The sequence below is a fragment of the Rhodoferax lacus genome (assembly GCF_003415675.1).
Lineage (GTDB): Bacteria > Pseudomonadota > Gammaproteobacteria > Burkholderiales > Burkholderiaceae_C > Allorhodoferax > Allorhodoferax lacus.
Genome location: NZ_QFZK01000007.1, coordinates 108,674 through 123,887 on the forward strand (window position 1 = coordinate 108,674; position 15,214 = coordinate 123,887).

Here is a 15,214-nt window from a genome sequence, read left to right on the forward strand (position 1 = left end):
GCGGCCTTACAGGGGTTTGGTGACAAAGCCCATCACCACACCCGCGTCGGTCACTGTGAGGCTGCCGGGTTGCAGGCCCATGGTGTCCGGCAGGGCCAGGTCCTTGGGGCTCAGGCGGTGCAGCACCACCTCCAGCAGGCTCTGCTCGGCCAGTGCCGGTGCATAGCCATTGAGCAAAGCCACCACAGGGGGTTGCAGCGTGGGGAACTGCAGGCGGCGCAGGCGCAGCTGGTGCGCGCGAATGCTGCGGTCACTGGCCTCATAACGCAGGGCAAAGTCCAGCTCCAGCGTGCCCTGGTGGCTGCGCTGCAGGGCGGCTCCTGCGGCCTGAACGTCCATGGCCGCAGCCAGCCGGTTCTGCGCCGGCAGCAGTTGCAGGCGCGGCGTTTGCACATCCAGGTTCAGCAGGCCGGGCACCGGATAACGCAGGGGAAAGCGCTGCGCCAGTGCGGCCTGCATCTGTTGCAATGACACGGTGAGGTGGGGCTGGGCCTGTGGCTCTGCTTCGGTGTCGCTGGTGGTGGCCTGGGCCAAGACGCGCTGCGCCAGTGCCAGGGACATTGTGAAAGCGAAAAGGGTTCTGCGTTGCATGGGGTGCTCCTGAGCGGCGCGCCGCTGACATCCAGCCATCATGGACCTGTTTGACGCGTTGCCTCTTTGCGCCGATGTGGCATGCCCCTTTCCAAACCGAAAGTCAGGGTCTTTGCGGTAAAGCTTGCAAGGGAATCATTCCTATGCTGCAATGCAACATGACCAGCGCAATAGGAATCCAATTAGGGCTAGAAGATCTGCTTGCCGACCTGCACCACGCTCGCCGGAAGGGCGAGTTGGGGCGCCTGGCCCTGCTGGCCTCCTGCGAGGCCCGCAGTTGGGCCCGCCAGGCCGGCAAGATCGACATCTCGGACAACGCCAGTCGCATGTTCATCCAGCAGCCCTGCGTCAGCAAGGACGAATTCCTGGGCAAGGTGGATGAGCTGATCACCATCCTGGAGCTCCACGCGCAGGAATACCAGCGCAACAGGAGCCAGGGCGCTGAGGCCCAGGCACCGCGCCAGTCGACCGCGTCCTTTCACTAGGATTTACCCGGCAGCTGCTCGGCCCCGTGCCTGCAGCAAGGTGCAGAACTTGCTTGGCAAGCTGCATGCCCCCCAACACCCAGCCCCCGCACAACGCCCATGCCTGGCGCGAGCAAGAACTCCTGCTGATGCGCGAGGTCATGCGCCTGGTGGGGCGCAGCCCCGCGCCCCGGCTGGCCCTGGGCAAGATGCTGCACCTCATGAGCGAGCTGCTGGGCCTGAACCGCGGGCGCATCGTGCTGGCCGACCCGGCGGGCTCAGGCCCGGAGCGCCGCGCCTCCATCCACCAGGCCTATGGCCTGACCCAGATTGAAATCGCGCGCGGCAGCTACCTGCGCGGCGAGGGCATCACCGGGCGCGTACTGGCCACGGGGCAGCCGGCCATCGTGCAGGACATTGATGCCGAGCCGCTGTTTTTGTTCCGCGCCGTGGGCCGGGCCCAACTGCCGCCCGAGACCGTGGCCTATCTGGCTCTGCCCATCGAGATCAACAACGTGCCCGTGGGCGTGCTGGCCTGCCACCGCATCCGCAGCCGCCAGCGCCACCTCAATGACGACCTGGCGCTCTTGCGCGTGCTGGCCACGCTGGCCGGGCAGCTGCTGCAGCTGGAGCAACTCGTGGCCGAGCAGACCGGGCAACTGCAGGCGCAGAACGCTGTGCTGGCACAGGCCCTGAACACCCACACTGCGCGCTATGGGCTCATTGGCAATTCGCCACCGCTGTTGCAGGCGCTCAGTGAGCTCGAGCGCGTGTCGCAAACCCAGGCCACGGTGCTGCTGCTGGGCGAGTCGGGCACCGGCAAGGAACTCTTTGCCCGTGCCGTACACCTGGCCAGTGGGCGGCGCGACCAGCCCTTCATCAAGGTCAACTGCTCGGCCATACCGGACACGCTGTTCGAGTCCGAGCTGTTCGGCCACGAGCGTGGCGCCTTCACTGGCGCCAACACCGCGCGCCCCGGCTGGTTTGAGCAGGCCAACGGCGGCACGATTTTTCTGGATGAAATTGGCGAGCTGCCGCTGGCCATGCAGTCCAAGCTGCTGCGCACCCTGCAGGAGGGCACGCTGGTGCGCCTGGGTGGCCAAAAAGAGCTGCGTGTGAATGTGCGCCTGGTGGCCGCCACCAACCGCGCACTGGAGCGCGAGGTGGCCGAGGGGCGCTTCCGCCAGGACCTGTTCTACCGCCTCAACGTCATCCCCATCCGCCTGCCCAGCCTGCGCGAGCGGCGCGAGGACATACGCGCTTTGGTGCTGCACTTTGTCAGCCGTGCCAACCAGGCGCACCAGCGCAATGTGTACCTGTCCACCGCCGCACTGGAGCGGCTCGAAGCCCATGCCTGGCCCGGCAACATCCGCGAGCTGGGCAACCTGGTGGAGCGCCTGGTGCTGCTGGCTGACCACACGCCGGTCACGGCCAAAGAGCTGGAGCGCTTCATGCCGGGTGCGCAGGAGCAGGCGCACGCGCAAGCCCCAACGCCAACACCGCTGAGCCTGGACGTGCAGGCCCATGTGCCCAGCGCTGCGCCTCTGGTGCGCCACTACCAGTCCGCCCAATCGCACAGCGCCGAAGGCCTGCAGGCCGTGCTGGAGGCCCACCAGGGCAGCCAGACCCGCGCCGCGCAAACCCTGGGCCTGACGCTGCGCCAGCTCAGCTACCGCCTGCGCAAGGCCGGTCTGCGCTGAGGCTCAGTGGCCTGGACACTGTGTCGACATTTTGTCGACACAGTGTGATTTTTGGGTGGTGTGCAAGCGTGGTGTGACGGTGCGTTGCTATGGTTTGAGTAGCGCGCAGGCCAATCACTGAAGCCTTCACAAGGCTTTGCGGGTTTGTTTCACCGGATCGCTGCGCTGTGGCACGGCTGTTGCGCTATGCAGTAGGCCCCACCTTCCACCCACGCATTGAAAAGGCCCTTCCATGAACATCTCCTCCGACGTCATCCTGATCTCGCCCGTCCAGCTGCAGGCACTGCAAAGCACCGAGGCCGTCGTGGTGATCGACACCCGCGATGCCGATACCTTTGCCCTGGGCCACATCCCTGGTGCCGTCAACCTGCGCGAAACCTTTACCTACCTGGCCACCTCCACCCCTGAGGGGCTGCTGGAGCTCAAAGACACCTTCGCCAAGCATCTGGGTGCCATCGGCCTGTCGGGCAAGGAGACGGCGGTGTTTTACGAAGACGCCATGAACAGCGGCTACGGCCAGTCCTGCCGCGGCTACTACCTGCTGACCTGGCTGGGCTACCCCAATGTAAAGCTGCTCAACGGCGGCTACTCGGCCTGGAAGGCCGCCGGTCTGCCCGTGTCCACCGAGGCCGTGGTGCCCGTGCCTGCCGTGTTCCCGGCCGAGCTGACCATGGCCGATGTGATGCTCACCAAGGACGATGTGGCCAAAGCCCTGGGCACCAGCACCGTGCTGCTGGACGTGCGCGATGTGGACGAGTGGATCGGTGACAGCTCATCGCCCTACGGCAAAGACTTCGCCCCGCGCAAGGGCCGCCTGCCCGGCGCCAAGTGGCTGGAGTGGTACCGCTTCATGAAACCCTCGGGCCAGGGCCCGGTGTTCAAGTCGCCCGACGAGGTGCGCGCCGAATGCGCCACCGCCGGCATCAGCCCCACCGACACGGTGTACCTGTATTGCTTCAAGGGCGCACGCGCCTCCAACACCTTCCTGGCGCTCAAGCAGGCCGGCTTTGCGGACGTGCGCATGTACTTCGGCTCCTGGAACGAATGGTCACGTGACGACGCGCTGCCAATTGAAACCGGCCTGCCCCTTGTCAAGCCTATGGCCGCGCTGGCTGCCTGAGCCTGCTGCATCCAACTGATTTTTTACTCCGTCCGAGCCACCCTATGTCTACTGCACTACAAGAACCTGTCACCACCATCACCACCAGCCTGCGTCCGATTGACCGCGAAGGCCTCCTGGCCTTTGCCGAGAAGGGCCGTGGCAACCCGGCCGCACGCGGCACCAACAAGGTCCGCACCGTCATGGAGGGACAGTACCGGTCCCTGAGCTACGTGGGTGCCCACGCCCCGGTGGTGGTGGACGAGCCCTTGCACCTGTTCGGCCAGGACACGGCCCCCGCGCCCGGCGAGATCGTGCTCTCGGGACTGGGCGGCTGCCTGGCCGTGGGCATCACGGCCGTGGCCACCTGGAAGCAGGTGACCTTGAGCAAGATCGAGATCCACATGGAAGGCGACATCGGCAACCCCGCCGCATGGGGTGCCGGTGGCGCGCTGGAGAAAACGCCGCCGCAAATGGGCTTTCAGGCCATTCGCGTGAAGGTGCACATCGAGGGCAATGCCTCGCGCGACGTGCTGGACGAGATCGTGCAGCACGCCAATATGTATTCGCCCGTGGCCAACTCCATGCGCAACCCTATTCCCTTTGCCATCAGCCTGGCCGATTGAGGAGCCCCCATGCACCCCGCCGACCTGCCCCGGGAACTGACCTCTGCCACCGTGCCCGCACCGGACGTGCTGCTCGGCGCCGTGCGTGCCCTGGCTGCCGGGCCACTGGCGCAGGCGGTTGAATCCATAGACCGCGAGGGCGTGTACCCCGAGGGCTTGCTGCGCCAGCTCGCCGGCCTGGGTGCCATGAGCGCGCACCTGGATTCGCAGGCGGGTGCGGGCGACTACTTTCTGAGCATCCAGGCCATGGCCGAGGTGTCGCGCGTGTGTGGCGCCACCGGCTTCATGATGTGGTGCCAGGCGGTGTGCGGCCTGTACCTGCAGCAGTCGGGCAACCCGGCGCTGATGGGCGAGGTGCTGCAGCGCCATGTGGCCGGCCTGGGCCTGGGCGGCACGGCCCTGTCCAACCCCATGAAGAGCTATGCCGAGATCGAGAGCCTGCTGCTGCGCGCCACACCGGTGAACGGCGGCTATGTGGTCAACGGCACGCTGCCCTGGGTCAGCAACCTGGCTCCCACGCATTACTGCGGCGCCATTGCCGCGATGGATAGCGCAGAAGGCAAGGGCGCGCCCAGCCGTGAGCTGATGTTCCTGCTGCGCTGTGATGCGCCCGGCGTCACTTTGCGCGAATGCCCCAGCTTCTCCGCCATGGAGGGCACCGGCACCTACGCGCTGCACCTCAAAGACCTGTTCATCGGTGCGGACGACGTAATCGCCGACCCGGCCAAGCCCACCATTGCCCGCATACGCGGCGCCTTTGTGATGCTGCAATGTGGCATGGCCGTGGGCATCACCCAGGGCGCTATTGATTCCATGTGGGCGGTGGAGGCGCAGCTGGGCCACGTCAACCAGTTTCTGGAAGACCGCCCCGACACCTTGCAGGCCGAGTTGGACGGACTGGTGGCGCGCGTGAAGCAGCTCTGCGCCACACCGTTTGATGCGTCCACCGCGTTCTTTATCGATGTGCTCGATGCCCGGGCCCACGGCGCCGAGCTCTGCCTGCGCGCCGCCCAGTCGGCCCTGATGCACCAGGGTGCGCGCGGCTACCTGATGAGCTCGGACGTGCAGCGCCGCGTGCGCGAGTCGCACTTCGTAGCCATCGTCACACCGGCCATCAAGCACCTGCGCAAAGAGATGGCGCGCCTGAGCGCGCAGGACATGCCGGCATGAGCATGGAAGCTACTGCCGACTACCTGCAATACATCTGCAACGCCTGCGGCCTGATCTACGACGAGGCACTGGGCGACCCCGACAGCGGTCTGGCCCCCGGCACGCGCTTTGCCGATATTCCAGAGGACTGGTCCTGCCCGCTGTGCGGCGTGGGCAAGGCCGACTTCACCTTGTATTTACCGCCCAGCCTGGAGGCCCTCAAGGCCAGCGCCAGTGCTGCAAGCCCGGCCGTGGCATCAACGCAGCGCCACCGCGCCGGCGTGGTCATCGTGGGTGCGGGCCGTGCCGGTTGGCAGCTGGCCGAGGGCCTGCGCGCGCAGGACGCCACTGTGCCCATCACCCTGGTGAGCGCCTGCAACGCCGACGTGTACGACAAGCCCCTGCTGTCGGTGGCTGTGGCGCGCCACATCGCGCCCGCGCAGTTGGTGAAGGAATGCGGCGCGGATGCCGCCCGCCGTTTGAACGTGCGCCTGCTGGCCCAGACCCATGCCATCCGCATTGACACCGCCACCCGCAGCCTGCGCACCACGCGCGGCACACTGCGCTACACGGCGCTGGTGCTGGCACACGGCGCCGAGGTGCCGCTACCGCCCGAGCTGCCCGCCGCCCTGTGCTGGCGCATCAACCACCTGGGTGCCTACCAGCGGCTGCGCGCGCGTCTGGGTGATGGCGCCAGCAGGGGTGCCAAAGACATCGTGATCGTGGGTGCCGGTCTGATCGGCAGCGAGCTGGCCAACGACCTGGCCCTGGGCGGCCACCGCGTCACGTTGATCGACACGCAGGCAGAGCCCCTGGCCCGCTGGAGCGCGCAGCAGGCAGGTGCGCAACTGCTGCAGGCCTGGCAGGACTTGCCCTTGCGTTTTGTGGGTGGCCTCCAAGTGGCCGGGGTGGAGAAGCGGGGCGAGCGCGTGGTCTTGCGCACGCGCTGCGGCCAGCAACTGGAGGCCGACCACCTCATCGTGGCCACCGGCCTGCAAACCCCCAGCCGCCTGGCCCACAGTGCCGCGCTGGAATGGAACAACGGCATTGCGGTGGACGCTACCAGCCTGCGCACCAGCAACCCGCACATCCACGCCCTGGGTGACTGCATCACGGTGCAGGGCCAGACCAGCCGCTTCATTGAGCCTATTGCCCGTCAGGTTAAAACCATCGTAGCGAGTCTCTGCGGCCTGGAGGCCGTACCCTACGACCAACGTGCGGCGGTGGTGCGGGTGAAGACCAGCTCGTGTCCGCTCACGCTGCACTGATTCCCCTTTTGCTTTACCGATAGGAGGCCCGCATGGCCGCTGTTCCCGCCCTCAATCTGTATGCCTTCTGGCGCACCTCGGCTACTTTTCGCGTGCGCGTGGCGCTCAACCTGAAGAACCTGCCGGTCACGGAAACCTTCATCAATATGGACGCCGGTGAGCAGCGCAGCGAGGCCTATCTGAAGATCAACCCGCTGGGCGGCCTGCCCACCCTGGTGGAGGCGGGCCATCCGCCCATCACGCAGTCGCTGGCGATTCTGGAATTTCTGGAAGAGACACAGCCCCTGCCCGCCCTCCTGCCCGCAGACCGCCACGGCCGCGCGCGTGTGCGTTCGCTGTGCAACATGCTGGCGGCCGACACGCATCCGCTGATCACACCGCGGGTGAAGAAGTACCTGACCACCGAGGCCGGCTTTGACGACGCGGCCTGGCGCCGTTGGCAGACGCAGTGGTTCACCACCGGCCTGGCAGCCGTGGAGCAGCGCCTGTCCACCGAGGCGCAAACCGGCCTGTACTGCCATGGCGACACGGTGGGCATGGCCGACATCTGTCTGGCCAGCGTAGTGGCGGTGATGCGTGTCTTCAAGATCGAGGTGCACAACATTCCCACGGTTGACGCCATCGTCGCGCGCTGCAGTGCGCTGGATGCGTTTGTGCGCGCAGAGCCGGCGCGTCAGGTTGGTGCGCCGGTGCAGTGATGAGTCACTGAGTCCAAAAGTCATTTCGCGGCTCCGTTGCTTAGTGACTCAGGCCGGCGTGGCACTCAGCGCCGTCCGTGTCCCCCGCCCTTCGGGCTCCTCCTTTACCTACCGGCGCTGAGCGCCACACCGGCCTGAGTCCAGCGGTGTTGTTGGCGCGCAAAGGTCTGAATACAGTCGGCCGTCGGCTCGGGTACCCGGTCACTGCGCGCCAAAGGTGCAGGTTGCCGATGACGCTGGGGTGGATGCTGCAGTGAGGTAAAGGAGGAGGACCGGGCGCAGCCCGGTCCGGGGGACACGAACGGAAGCATTCGCCCCGGTGGCAGCGGCCAGAGAAGCTGCAGGCCTAAACCTGTAGGCACTCAAACATACAACTTCATCAATACTGTTTGTATGGCAAAAACTTGCCCGACAGCACCACGTTCACACGGTCACCCTTGGGGTCGGGCTGGCGCACGATGTCCATGGAGAAATCAATGGCGCTCATGATGCCGTCACCAAACTCCTCGTGGATCAGCTCCTTGATGGTGGTGCCGTAGACGCTGACGATTTCGTACCAGCGGTAGATCAGTGGATCGGTGGGCACGGCGGTGGCCAGCGAGCCCTTGTAGGGCACCACTTGCAGCCACTTCTGTTCTTCCACGGTCAGGCCAAAAATCTTGCCCACTATTCTTGCCTGCTTGTCGTCCAGCGTCATCTGCCCCAGGCAGGCCGACGTGACCCACTCCTTGGACAGGCCGACCTTCTTGGCCACATCGGCCCATTGAATACCCTTGGCCACTTTGACGGTGATGATTTTTTCGGTGACTTCCATGCGGTTCATACGGACTCCTGTGTCGTTGTTGAGATAAGAAAAGCGGGTGCGGAACTTCGGTGCTCAATGCGCCTTGGCGCGCGTCACCAGAAAATCGACGATGTGGTTGCGCAGCTCGTAGTAGCCATCCAGGTGGTGCAGGGTGGCGCGCTTGCGCTCGCGCGGCAGGGGGTTGACCACCACCTCGGCAATGCCGCCTGGCTTGTAGCCGTCGTCGGTTTCCTGGCCGTTGGTCATCAGCAAAATGCGGTCGGCCAGCAGAATGGCTTCGTCCACATCGTGGGTGATCATGAACACGGTTTGCTGGGTGTCGCGCACGATGCCCATGAGCTCGTCCTGGATGGTGCCGCGGGTCAGCGCATCCAGCGCGCCAAAGGGCTCGTCCAGCAGCAGCATTTTGGGTTGTATGGCAAAGGCGCGGGCAATGCCCACGCGCTGCTTCATGCCGCCGGAGAGCTGGCTGGGTTTTTTGTCCATGGCGCCGCTCAGGCCCACCTGGGCAATGCATTTCTCCACATGCACATTCACCTTGGCGCGCGGCCACTCGGGCCAGCGCGAGACCACGGCAAAGGCGATGTTCTGGCGCACCGTCAGCCAGGGCATGAGGGCGTGGCTCTGGAACACCACGCCGCGCTCCAGGCTGGGGCCGCGGATCTCGCGGCCTTCCATGAACACGTAGCCGGTAGTGGCCGTGTCCAGCCCGGCCAGCACGTTGAGCACCGTGGTCTTGCCGCAGCCCGAGTGGCCGATGATGCAGACAAACTCGCCGCGCTCCAGCGCGAAGGACACATCGGCAAACACTGGCTTGCCGGGCACATAGGTCTTACCCAGGGCTTCTATTTTCAGCAGCTCGCTCATGCGCCTTCACTCCACATACGTCACCGCCTGTTGCAGCCGGGCGAATACCAAATCCAGCAGCATGCCCACCACGCCGATGACGACGATGGCAAAGATCACATTGGTAAGCGACAGGTTGTTCCACTCGTTCCAGACGAAGTAGCCAATGCCGGTGCCGCCCACCAGCATCTCGGCGGCCACGATCACCAGCCAGGCAATGCCCATGCTGATGCGCATGCCGGTCAGGATGGTGGGCGCCGCTGCCGGAAGGATCACCAGAAAGGCGCGGCGCAGCGGGTTCACCTCCAGCGTCGCGGCCACCGCCAGCCATTCGCGTTTGACCGAGGCCACACCAAACGCGGTGTTGAGCAGCATGGGCCAGATGGAGCAGATGAAGATGACGAAGATGCCGCTGATGGAAGAATCCTTGATGGTGTAGAGCGCCAGTGGCATCCAGGCCAGCGGGCTGATGGGCTTGAGCACCTGGATGAAAGGGTCCAGCGCCTTGCGCATCAGCGGCGACATGCCGATCACAAAGCCCAGCGGTATGGCCACCAGCATGGCCAGGCCAAAGCCCAGGCCCACGCGCCCCAGCGAATGCGCCAGCTGGATGCCAATGCCCTTGTCGTTGGGGCCGTTGTCATAGAACGGGTGGGACAGATGGCCCCAGGCGGTGCTTCCCATTTGCCCCAGCGTGGGGAATCCGCTGGCCTTGACCGAGCCGCTGCTTTGGCCCCCGCCTTGTCCCACATCCTTGCCCATCATCTTGGCGTACTCGATCTGCTCGGGCGTCATGCCCGCCGAGCTGCCCACGGCCGGCGTGGCGCCGGTGGCCGCATACCAGATGCCCAGCAGCAGCACCAGGATGAGCAGCGACAGCAAGGCCGCGCGGAAGTTGAGCGAGTGCCAAAAACCCATCTCAGGCTGCCTTGCTGATGGCAAAGCTCTTGGCGTACGCCGCGGCCTTGTCGGCATCGAACTCTTTGCCCATGATCTTGAACTTGGGGTAAGCGCCGTCTGGCACCTTCTGGCCCAGCGCCTTCATCTGCTTCTTGGCGTCGGTAAGCAAGAACACTTTTTCAGCGATCTGCTTGTAGTTCACATCGCCCTTCACATAACCCCAGCGTTGCATCTGCGTGAGCATCCACACCGCCATGCTTTGCCAGGGCATGGGGTCGAAGTCGGCGCGCTCGGGCACGGTCTGGATGTTGCCCAGTCCGTCGGCAAACTTGCCGGTCAGCACTTGCGTGAGCACGGCCTCGGGCTGGTTCAGGTATTGCGCGGGCGCAATCACCTTGGCGATGAGCTCGCGGTTCTTCGGGTCGCGCGCCATGGCCGCAGAGGTGAGCACGGCGCGGTAGAGGGCGGCAAAGGTGTTGGGGTTTTTCTGGATGAACTCGGTGCTGGTGCCAAAGGCGCAGCAGGGGTGGCCGTTCCAGATGTCGCGGGTCAGCAGGTGAATAAAACCCACCTCTTCAAACACGGCGCGCTGGTTGAACGGGTCGGGCCCCAGGAAGCCGTCGATATTGCCTGCGCGCAAATTGGCCACCATCTCGGCCGGGGGCACCACGCGCAGTTGCACATCGGTGTCGGGGTTGAGCCCGGCCTCGGCCAGGTAGTAGCGCAGCAGGAAGTTGTGCATGCTGTACTCGAAGGGAATGGCGAACTTGAAACCCTTCCAGTTCTTCGGGTCGCGGTTGTCCTTGTGCTTGAGTGCGAGGGTGATGGCCTGGCCGTTGATGTTCTGGATGGTGGCCACATTCATGGGCGTGGCGTTTGACCCTAAGCCCATGGAAATCGCCAGCGGCATGGGAGACAGGAAGTGCGTGGCGTCGTATTCCTTGTTGATCATCTTGTCGCGGATCAGCGCCCAGCCTGCCGTCTTGGTGACTTCGACGTTGAGTCCCTGCTGTTTGTAAAAACCCAGGGGGTGGGCCATGATCAGCGGCGTGGCGCAGGTGATCGGGATGAAGCCGATTTTCAGATTGGTTTTTTCCAGGGCGCCTTTTTCCTGCGCCATGGCCTGCATGCTGGCCACGGGAAGCACGCTGGCAATGGCTGCCATGGCCGTGCTCTTGCCCACGGCCTTCAAGAAATTGCGGCGCACTGCGTCCTGCGGAAACAGGGCCTTCACCAAGGTCGCTTCGATGAACTCGTTGCTATAGGCCTCGAACTCGCTACTTAAGCTGCGGCGGCGCAGTTCAATGGCGGCACTGTCGGCCGCGACTTCGGCGTGGTGGTCGGCCACCGAGTGTTCGCGCCCGCAGCTGCACTTGAGCATGAGGGGGCGGTCGGCATCATAGGGAGAGAAGAATTCGGACATGGTGCACCTCGGTGGTTGGATGCAAGGGCTCACGCAAGCTGTGGGCCAGTTTGTAGGAGACGGAGTGCCATCACTGCAATTCGTAGCGCCCCGCACCACGCGGCGTAGGGCTGGCACTACATAAAGTGCGAACACAGCAGGCACTGCAGCGCGCCAATAGCTGATGGAGGTGGCAGCGGGCTGGGTGTGACTCAGGGCGCGCTACAGCTGGGTAGCGTTGCGCGCGTGGCGCTCCGCCAACAGCGCCAACTCCACATCGTTCTTGGCACCCGTCTTTTCCAGAATGCGTGCCCTGTAGGTGCTCACCGTGTTGGACGCCAGCTTGAGCTGCGCACCAATTTCGCCCACGGTCTGCCCGGTGCTGAGCAGGCGGTACACCTGGTGCTCGCGGTGCGACAGGGCGTCCAGCGCGGTGACGCCTGCGGCCGCTGTTTTGGAACCAGCCGCTGCCGCCTTGGCGCCCATGGCGCTGGCCAGGGCCTCGGCGGTGGCGGGTGTCACATACATGCCACCCGCGGCCACCTTGCGCACCGCGGCCACCATGTCGTCGGGGTCTGCGCTCTTGTTGAGGTAGCCGCCCGCACCGAGCTTGATGCAGCGCACGGCGTACTGTTGCTCGGGGTAGGTGCTGAGCATCAGCACGGGCAGCAGCGGGAACTCGTGGCGCAGGATCTGCAGCACCTCCAGGCCGTCGCAGCCGGGCATGGCAATGTCCAGCAGCACCAGGTCCAAACCCAGCGTGCCCTGCAGGTGGCGCACCTGCGCCAGCACCTCGGGGCCGCTTTGCGCCTCGCCCACCACCGCCACATCGGGTGCGTCGGCCAGCACCTGCTTGAGGCCTTCGCGCACGATGCGGTGGTCATCTCCTAAAAGCAGGCGGACCATGTCAGGGGCCTACGATCGGCATGCGCAAATGGAACAGCGAGCCCTGTCCCAACTGGCTGGTGATGGCCAGGCGCCCGCCGTGGTGCCGGGCGCGCTCGCGCATGCCCATCACGCCATAGGCCGTGGGCGCATCAAAGGCGTCAGCGCTGGCACCGCGTCCGTTGTCGCGCACCAGCAGGCTCAGCTCGGTGGCGTTGGTGTGTATGCGCACCTGGATCTGACTGGCGCGCGCATGCCGTCCCACGTTGCTGAGCATCTCCTGAAAAATGCGGAACACCGCCATGGCCACCGGCTCGGACAGCTCGGTGTGCTCGGTGCCCTCCATCTGCCAGTCCAGCTCCAGCTCGGCCGACTGGGTGAAGTCATGCGCCTGCCATTCGAGGGCGGCCCACAGGCCCTGGTGGTCCAGGATGCTGGGGCGCAGGTCGGTGATGATGCGCCCTACATTGACCACCGCGCTTTCAATCTGCTGGCTCATGTTCTGGCACTTGCAGCGCAGGCGGGTGCGCATGGACTCGGCCTCGGGCGGGGTGCGCTGTTTTTGTTCGGAGAGGCGCTTGTCCATCCAGTTCACATCCATCTTGAGTGCCACCAGCATGCTGCCCAGCTCGTCATGCACCTCGCGGGCAATGCGGGTGCGTTCTTCCTCGCGAATGGTCTCGGAGTAGGCCGAGAGCTGGCGCAGCTGGCCCAGTGCTGCCGAGAGCTCGCGGGTGCGCTCGGCCACGCGCGACTCCAGTTCGTCATTCGAGCGCTCCAGCCTTGCATTGGCATGCTGCAGGGCCAGGGCGGCCTGGCGGCGCGCGGTGATGTCCACAAAGGTGATCACCGCCCCCAGCACCGTGTCGCCATCCAGAATCGGGTGGCTGGAGTACTCCACGGCAAAAGCACTGTGGTCCTTGCGCCAGAACACCTCCGTCTCAATCCGGCAGGCCAGGCCGCGGCGGAAGGCATTGAAGATGGGGCATTGGGTATCGGGATAGTGCGTGCCGTCCTCGTGCGAATGGTGCGTGAGCTGGTGCATGTTCTGCCCCAGCACCGCGTCCGCGTCCCAGCCCAGCATGGCCGCCCCGGCCCGGTTGATGAACACGCACTCGCCGTGCAGGTCAATGCCGAAAACACCCTCGCCCGTGGAATCCAGCAACAGCTTGAGCTGCTGCTGCCACACGCCACTGCCGGCGCTGTCGCGCGCAAAGGTGGGTGGGGTGAGTTCGGCCTGCATACCCTGTACTAGCAACGGGCGTGCCACGCTGGAATGGGAGGGTGGGCGGCGGGGCGCTTGTGCTCTGGCGTTGAGATGCCGCCATGCAGGCGCATCTCAATCAATGCACTAAATGCGGTGAATAAGCCGCATAATCACCGCATGCCCAAGCCCCGTGCGCTCCGTGTGCCTCGCAATCCGCGCTACATCTGGCAGCTGCCCGATTGGCCGCAGCTGCACTATGACGCAGCGGCCCTGGCTGCGCCTCTGGCGCAGGTGCATAGGGCGCAGGGCCAGCTCATGGGTCGCATGGCGCAGCTGGGCCTGGCAGAGCGCCAGCAAGCCACCCTGCAGGTGCTGACCCAGGAAGTGCTTACAACCAGTGCAATCGAAGGCGAGCGCCTGAGCCTGGATGCCGTGCGGTCCTCGGTCGCCCGTCGGCTGGGGCTGGACATAGGCGCACTGGCCCCCAGCGACCGGCAGGTGGACGGCTTGGTGGATGTGGTGCTGGATGCCACCCGCAACTTTGATGCGGCCCTCACGGACGAGCGCCTCTTTGGCTGGCATGCCGCCCTGTTTCCCACTGGCTTCAGCGGCCGTACCCGCATCACCGTGGGCGCTTGGCGCAAGGATGCCAGCGGCCCCATGCAAGTGGTCAGCGGCGCCATAGGCCGTGAGCGTGTGCACTTTGAGGCACCACCGGCCAGCAGCCTGTTGCGACAAATGAAGGTGTTCCTGCAATGGTTCCATGCGGCCCCTGTGGGGGACGCACTCATCAAGGCCGGGTTGGCCCATTTGTGGCTGGTCACGCTGCACCCATTTGATGACGGCAACGGCCGCATCAGCCGCGCCGTGGGCGACATGGCGCTGGCCCGCGCCGAAGGCAGCAGCCAGCGCTTCTACAGTTTCAGCGCCCAAATACAGCGCGAGCGCAAAGGCTATTACGAGCAGTTGGAAGCCGCGCAAAAAGGCCCGCTGGATGTCACGCCCTGGCTGGGCTGGTTCCTGGCCTGCCTGCTGCGCGCCGTGCAAGGCGCAGATGCCACGCTGGTCGGCGTGCTGGACAAGGCTCAGTTCTGGCAGCGCTGGGCCGGCACCCCCATGAACGCGCGCCAGACCCAGGTGCTCAACCGGGTGCTGGACGGCTTTGAGGGCAAGCTCACCAACGCCAAGTGGGCGGCCCTGGGCAAGTGCTCATCCGACACGGCGCTGCGTGACATCAACGAGTTGCTGGCGCGTGGGGTGCTGCAGCGGTTGGAGGGTGGAGGGCGCAGTGTGGGGTATGCATTGGTAGCGCAAGGCGCGCCGCTTGAGCAGGATGCGCAATGGCAGACTGCGGCAGACCAGCGCTGGGCAACCCTGCAAGCTACTGAAATGACAGTGCCATGGGATGAAGCCAAGACCTATCTAGAAGCACGTGCCAAGGGAGACAAAGCGAGCAAGCCAGCAGCCCGCAAATTGAAGACCTGAGCGCGCAGACGCTTACATGCGAGGTGAGGAAGGCCACCACGGCGCCGCCAACCTGCACCCACCCGGATACCAAGACCCGCACTCGGCAG

Annotated in this window: 15 protein-coding genes; 8 read left to right on the forward strand and 7 right to left on the reverse strand. The window is 65.2% G+C overall.

Features of this window, described 5'->3' with window-relative positions; all coding sequences use genetic code 11:
* Positions 1-6: 6 nt before the first annotated feature.
* Positions 7-561, reverse strand: a complete 555-nt coding sequence (locus tag DIC66_RS12800) for a YceB family lipoprotein (protein WP_233505902.1) — start codon at positions 559-561, stop codon at positions 7-9.
* Positions 562-749: 188 nt separating this feature from the next.
* On the opposite strand from DIC66_RS12800, the gene DIC66_RS12805 reads away from it, so the two are divergent.
* The 7 genes from DIC66_RS12805 to maiA all read left to right on the forward strand — a co-directional run bounded on the left by DIC66_RS12805 (position 750) and on the right by maiA (position 7,595).
* Positions 750-1,076, forward strand: coding sequence for a hypothetical protein (locus DIC66_RS12805; protein WP_147321305.1), 327 nt, complete (start codon positions 750-752; stop codon positions 1,074-1,076).
* Between the two features lie 65 nt (positions 1,077-1,141).
* Positions 1,142-2,755: a sigma 54-interacting transcriptional regulator gene (locus tag DIC66_RS12810; protein ID WP_117177778.1), complete on the forward strand. Its 1,614-nt coding sequence runs from the start codon at positions 1,142-1,144 to the stop codon at positions 2,753-2,755.
* Positions 2,756-2,987: 232 nt separating this feature from the next.
* A complete protein-coding gene (locus DIC66_RS12815) occupies positions 2,988-3,875 on the forward strand; it encodes a sulfurtransferase (protein ID WP_117177780.1) in 888 nt (295 codons plus the stop codon).
* Between the two features lie 44 nt (positions 3,876-3,919).
* A complete protein-coding gene (locus DIC66_RS12820; protein WP_117177782.1) occupies positions 3,920-4,480 on the forward strand; it encodes an OsmC family protein in 561 nt (186 codons plus the stop codon).
* Positions 4,481-4,489: 9 nt separating this feature from the next.
* Complete coding sequence (locus tag DIC66_RS12825) at positions 4,490-5,650, forward strand: acyl-CoA dehydrogenase family protein (RefSeq protein ID WP_117177784.1); 1,161 nt, start codon at positions 4,490-4,492, stop codon at positions 5,648-5,650.
* Positions 5,647-6,897 (forward strand): FAD-dependent oxidoreductase, encoded by a 1,251-nt coding sequence (locus DIC66_RS12830; RefSeq protein ID WP_117177786.1) that lies wholly within the window; start codon positions 5,647-5,649, stop codon positions 6,895-6,897. Before DIC66_RS12825 ends, DIC66_RS12830 begins: the two co-directional genes overlap by 4 nt.
* Before the next feature lie 32 nt (positions 6,898-6,929).
* Positions 6,930-7,595, forward strand: a complete 666-nt coding sequence (maiA, locus tag DIC66_RS12835; protein ID WP_117177788.1) for a maleylacetoacetate isomerase — start codon at positions 6,930-6,932, stop codon at positions 7,593-7,595.
* 379 nt (positions 7,596-7,974) lie between these two features.
* On the opposite strand, the gene cynS is transcribed toward maiA, so the two are convergent.
* From cynS to DIC66_RS12865, 6 genes are all read right to left on the reverse strand, one after another.
* Positions 7,975-8,418 (reverse strand): cyanase, encoded by a 444-nt coding sequence (gene cynS, locus DIC66_RS12840; RefSeq protein WP_117177790.1) that lies wholly within the window; start codon positions 8,416-8,418, stop codon positions 7,975-7,977.
* Positions 8,419-8,472: 54 nt separating this feature from the next.
* Positions 8,473-9,267, reverse strand: a complete 795-nt coding sequence (locus DIC66_RS12845) for an ABC transporter ATP-binding protein (RefSeq protein ID WP_117177792.1) — start codon at positions 9,265-9,267, stop codon at positions 8,473-8,475.
* Positions 9,268-9,273: 6 nt separating this feature from the next.
* A complete protein-coding gene (gene ntrB, locus DIC66_RS12850; RefSeq protein ID WP_117177794.1) occupies positions 9,274-10,164 on the reverse strand; it encodes a nitrate ABC transporter permease in 891 nt (296 codons plus the stop codon).
* Between the two features lies 1 nt (position 10,165).
* Positions 10,166-11,569 carry a CmpA/NrtA family ABC transporter substrate-binding protein gene (locus DIC66_RS12855; protein WP_117177796.1) on the reverse strand — a complete coding sequence of 468 codons (1,404 nt, stop codon included), beginning with the start codon at positions 11,567-11,569 and terminating at the stop codon, positions 10,166-10,168.
* Positions 11,570-11,770: 201 nt separating this feature from the next.
* Positions 11,771-12,454: a response regulator gene (locus tag DIC66_RS12860; RefSeq protein WP_117177798.1), complete on the reverse strand. Its 684-nt coding sequence runs from the start codon at positions 12,452-12,454 to the stop codon at positions 11,771-11,773.
* 1 nt (position 12,455) lies between these two features.
* Positions 12,456-13,676: a sensor histidine kinase gene (locus DIC66_RS12865; protein ID WP_117177800.1), complete on the reverse strand. Its 1,221-nt coding sequence runs from the start codon at positions 13,674-13,676 to the stop codon at positions 12,456-12,458.
* Between the two features lie 141 nt (positions 13,677-13,817).
* Here DIC66_RS12865 and DIC66_RS12870 point away from each other — a divergent pair, with 141 nt between their 5' ends.
* Positions 13,818-15,125, forward strand: a complete 1,308-nt coding sequence (locus DIC66_RS12870; protein WP_117177802.1) for a Fic family protein — start codon at positions 13,818-13,820, stop codon at positions 15,123-15,125.
* The last annotated feature ends 89 nt before the right edge of the window (positions 15,126-15,214 follow it).

Coding starts and splice junctions, on each gene's coding strand:
- DIC66_RS12800 (WP_233505902.1), bottom strand. CDS start 561: ATGTCCCTGGCACTGGCGCAGCGCGTCTTGGCCCAGGCCACCACCAGC.
- DIC66_RS12805 (WP_147321305.1), top strand. CDS start 750: ATGACCAGCGCAATAGGAATCCAATTAGGGCTAGAAGATCTGCTTGCC.
- DIC66_RS12810 (WP_117177778.1), top strand. CDS start 1,142: ATGCCCCCCAACACCCAGCCCCCGCACAACGCCCATGCCTGGCGCGAG.
- DIC66_RS12815 (WP_117177780.1), top strand. CDS start 2,988: ATGAACATCTCCTCCGACGTCATCCTGATCTCGCCCGTCCAGCTGCAG.
- DIC66_RS12820 (WP_117177782.1), top strand. CDS start 3,920: ATGTCTACTGCACTACAAGAACCTGTCACCACCATCACCACCAGCCTG.
- DIC66_RS12825 (WP_117177784.1), top strand. CDS start 4,490: ATGCACCCCGCCGACCTGCCCCGGGAACTGACCTCTGCCACCGTGCCC.
- DIC66_RS12830 (WP_117177786.1), top strand. CDS start 5,647: ATGAGCATGGAAGCTACTGCCGACTACCTGCAATACATCTGCAACGCC.
- maiA (WP_117177788.1), top strand. CDS start 6,930: ATGGCCGCTGTTCCCGCCCTCAATCTGTATGCCTTCTGGCGCACCTCG.
- cynS (WP_117177790.1), bottom strand. CDS start 8,418: ATGAACCGCATGGAAGTCACCGAAAAAATCATCACCGTCAAAGTGGCC.
- DIC66_RS12845 (WP_117177792.1), bottom strand. CDS start 9,267: ATGAGCGAGCTGCTGAAAATAGAAGCCCTGGGTAAGACCTATGTGCCC.
- ntrB (WP_117177794.1), bottom strand. CDS start 10,164: ATGGGTTTTTGGCACTCGCTCAACTTCCGCGCGGCCTTGCTGTCGCTG.
- DIC66_RS12855 (WP_117177796.1), bottom strand. CDS start 11,569: ATGTCCGAATTCTTCTCTCCCTATGATGCCGACCGCCCCCTCATGCTC.
- DIC66_RS12860 (WP_117177798.1), bottom strand. CDS start 12,454: ATGGTCCGCCTGCTTTTAGGAGATGACCACCGCATCGTGCGCGAAGGC.
- DIC66_RS12865 (WP_117177800.1), bottom strand. CDS start 13,676: ATGCAGGCCGAACTCACCCCACCCACCTTTGCGCGCGACAGCGCCGGC.
- DIC66_RS12870 (WP_117177802.1), top strand. CDS start 13,818: ATGCCCAAGCCCCGTGCGCTCCGTGTGCCTCGCAATCCGCGCTACATC.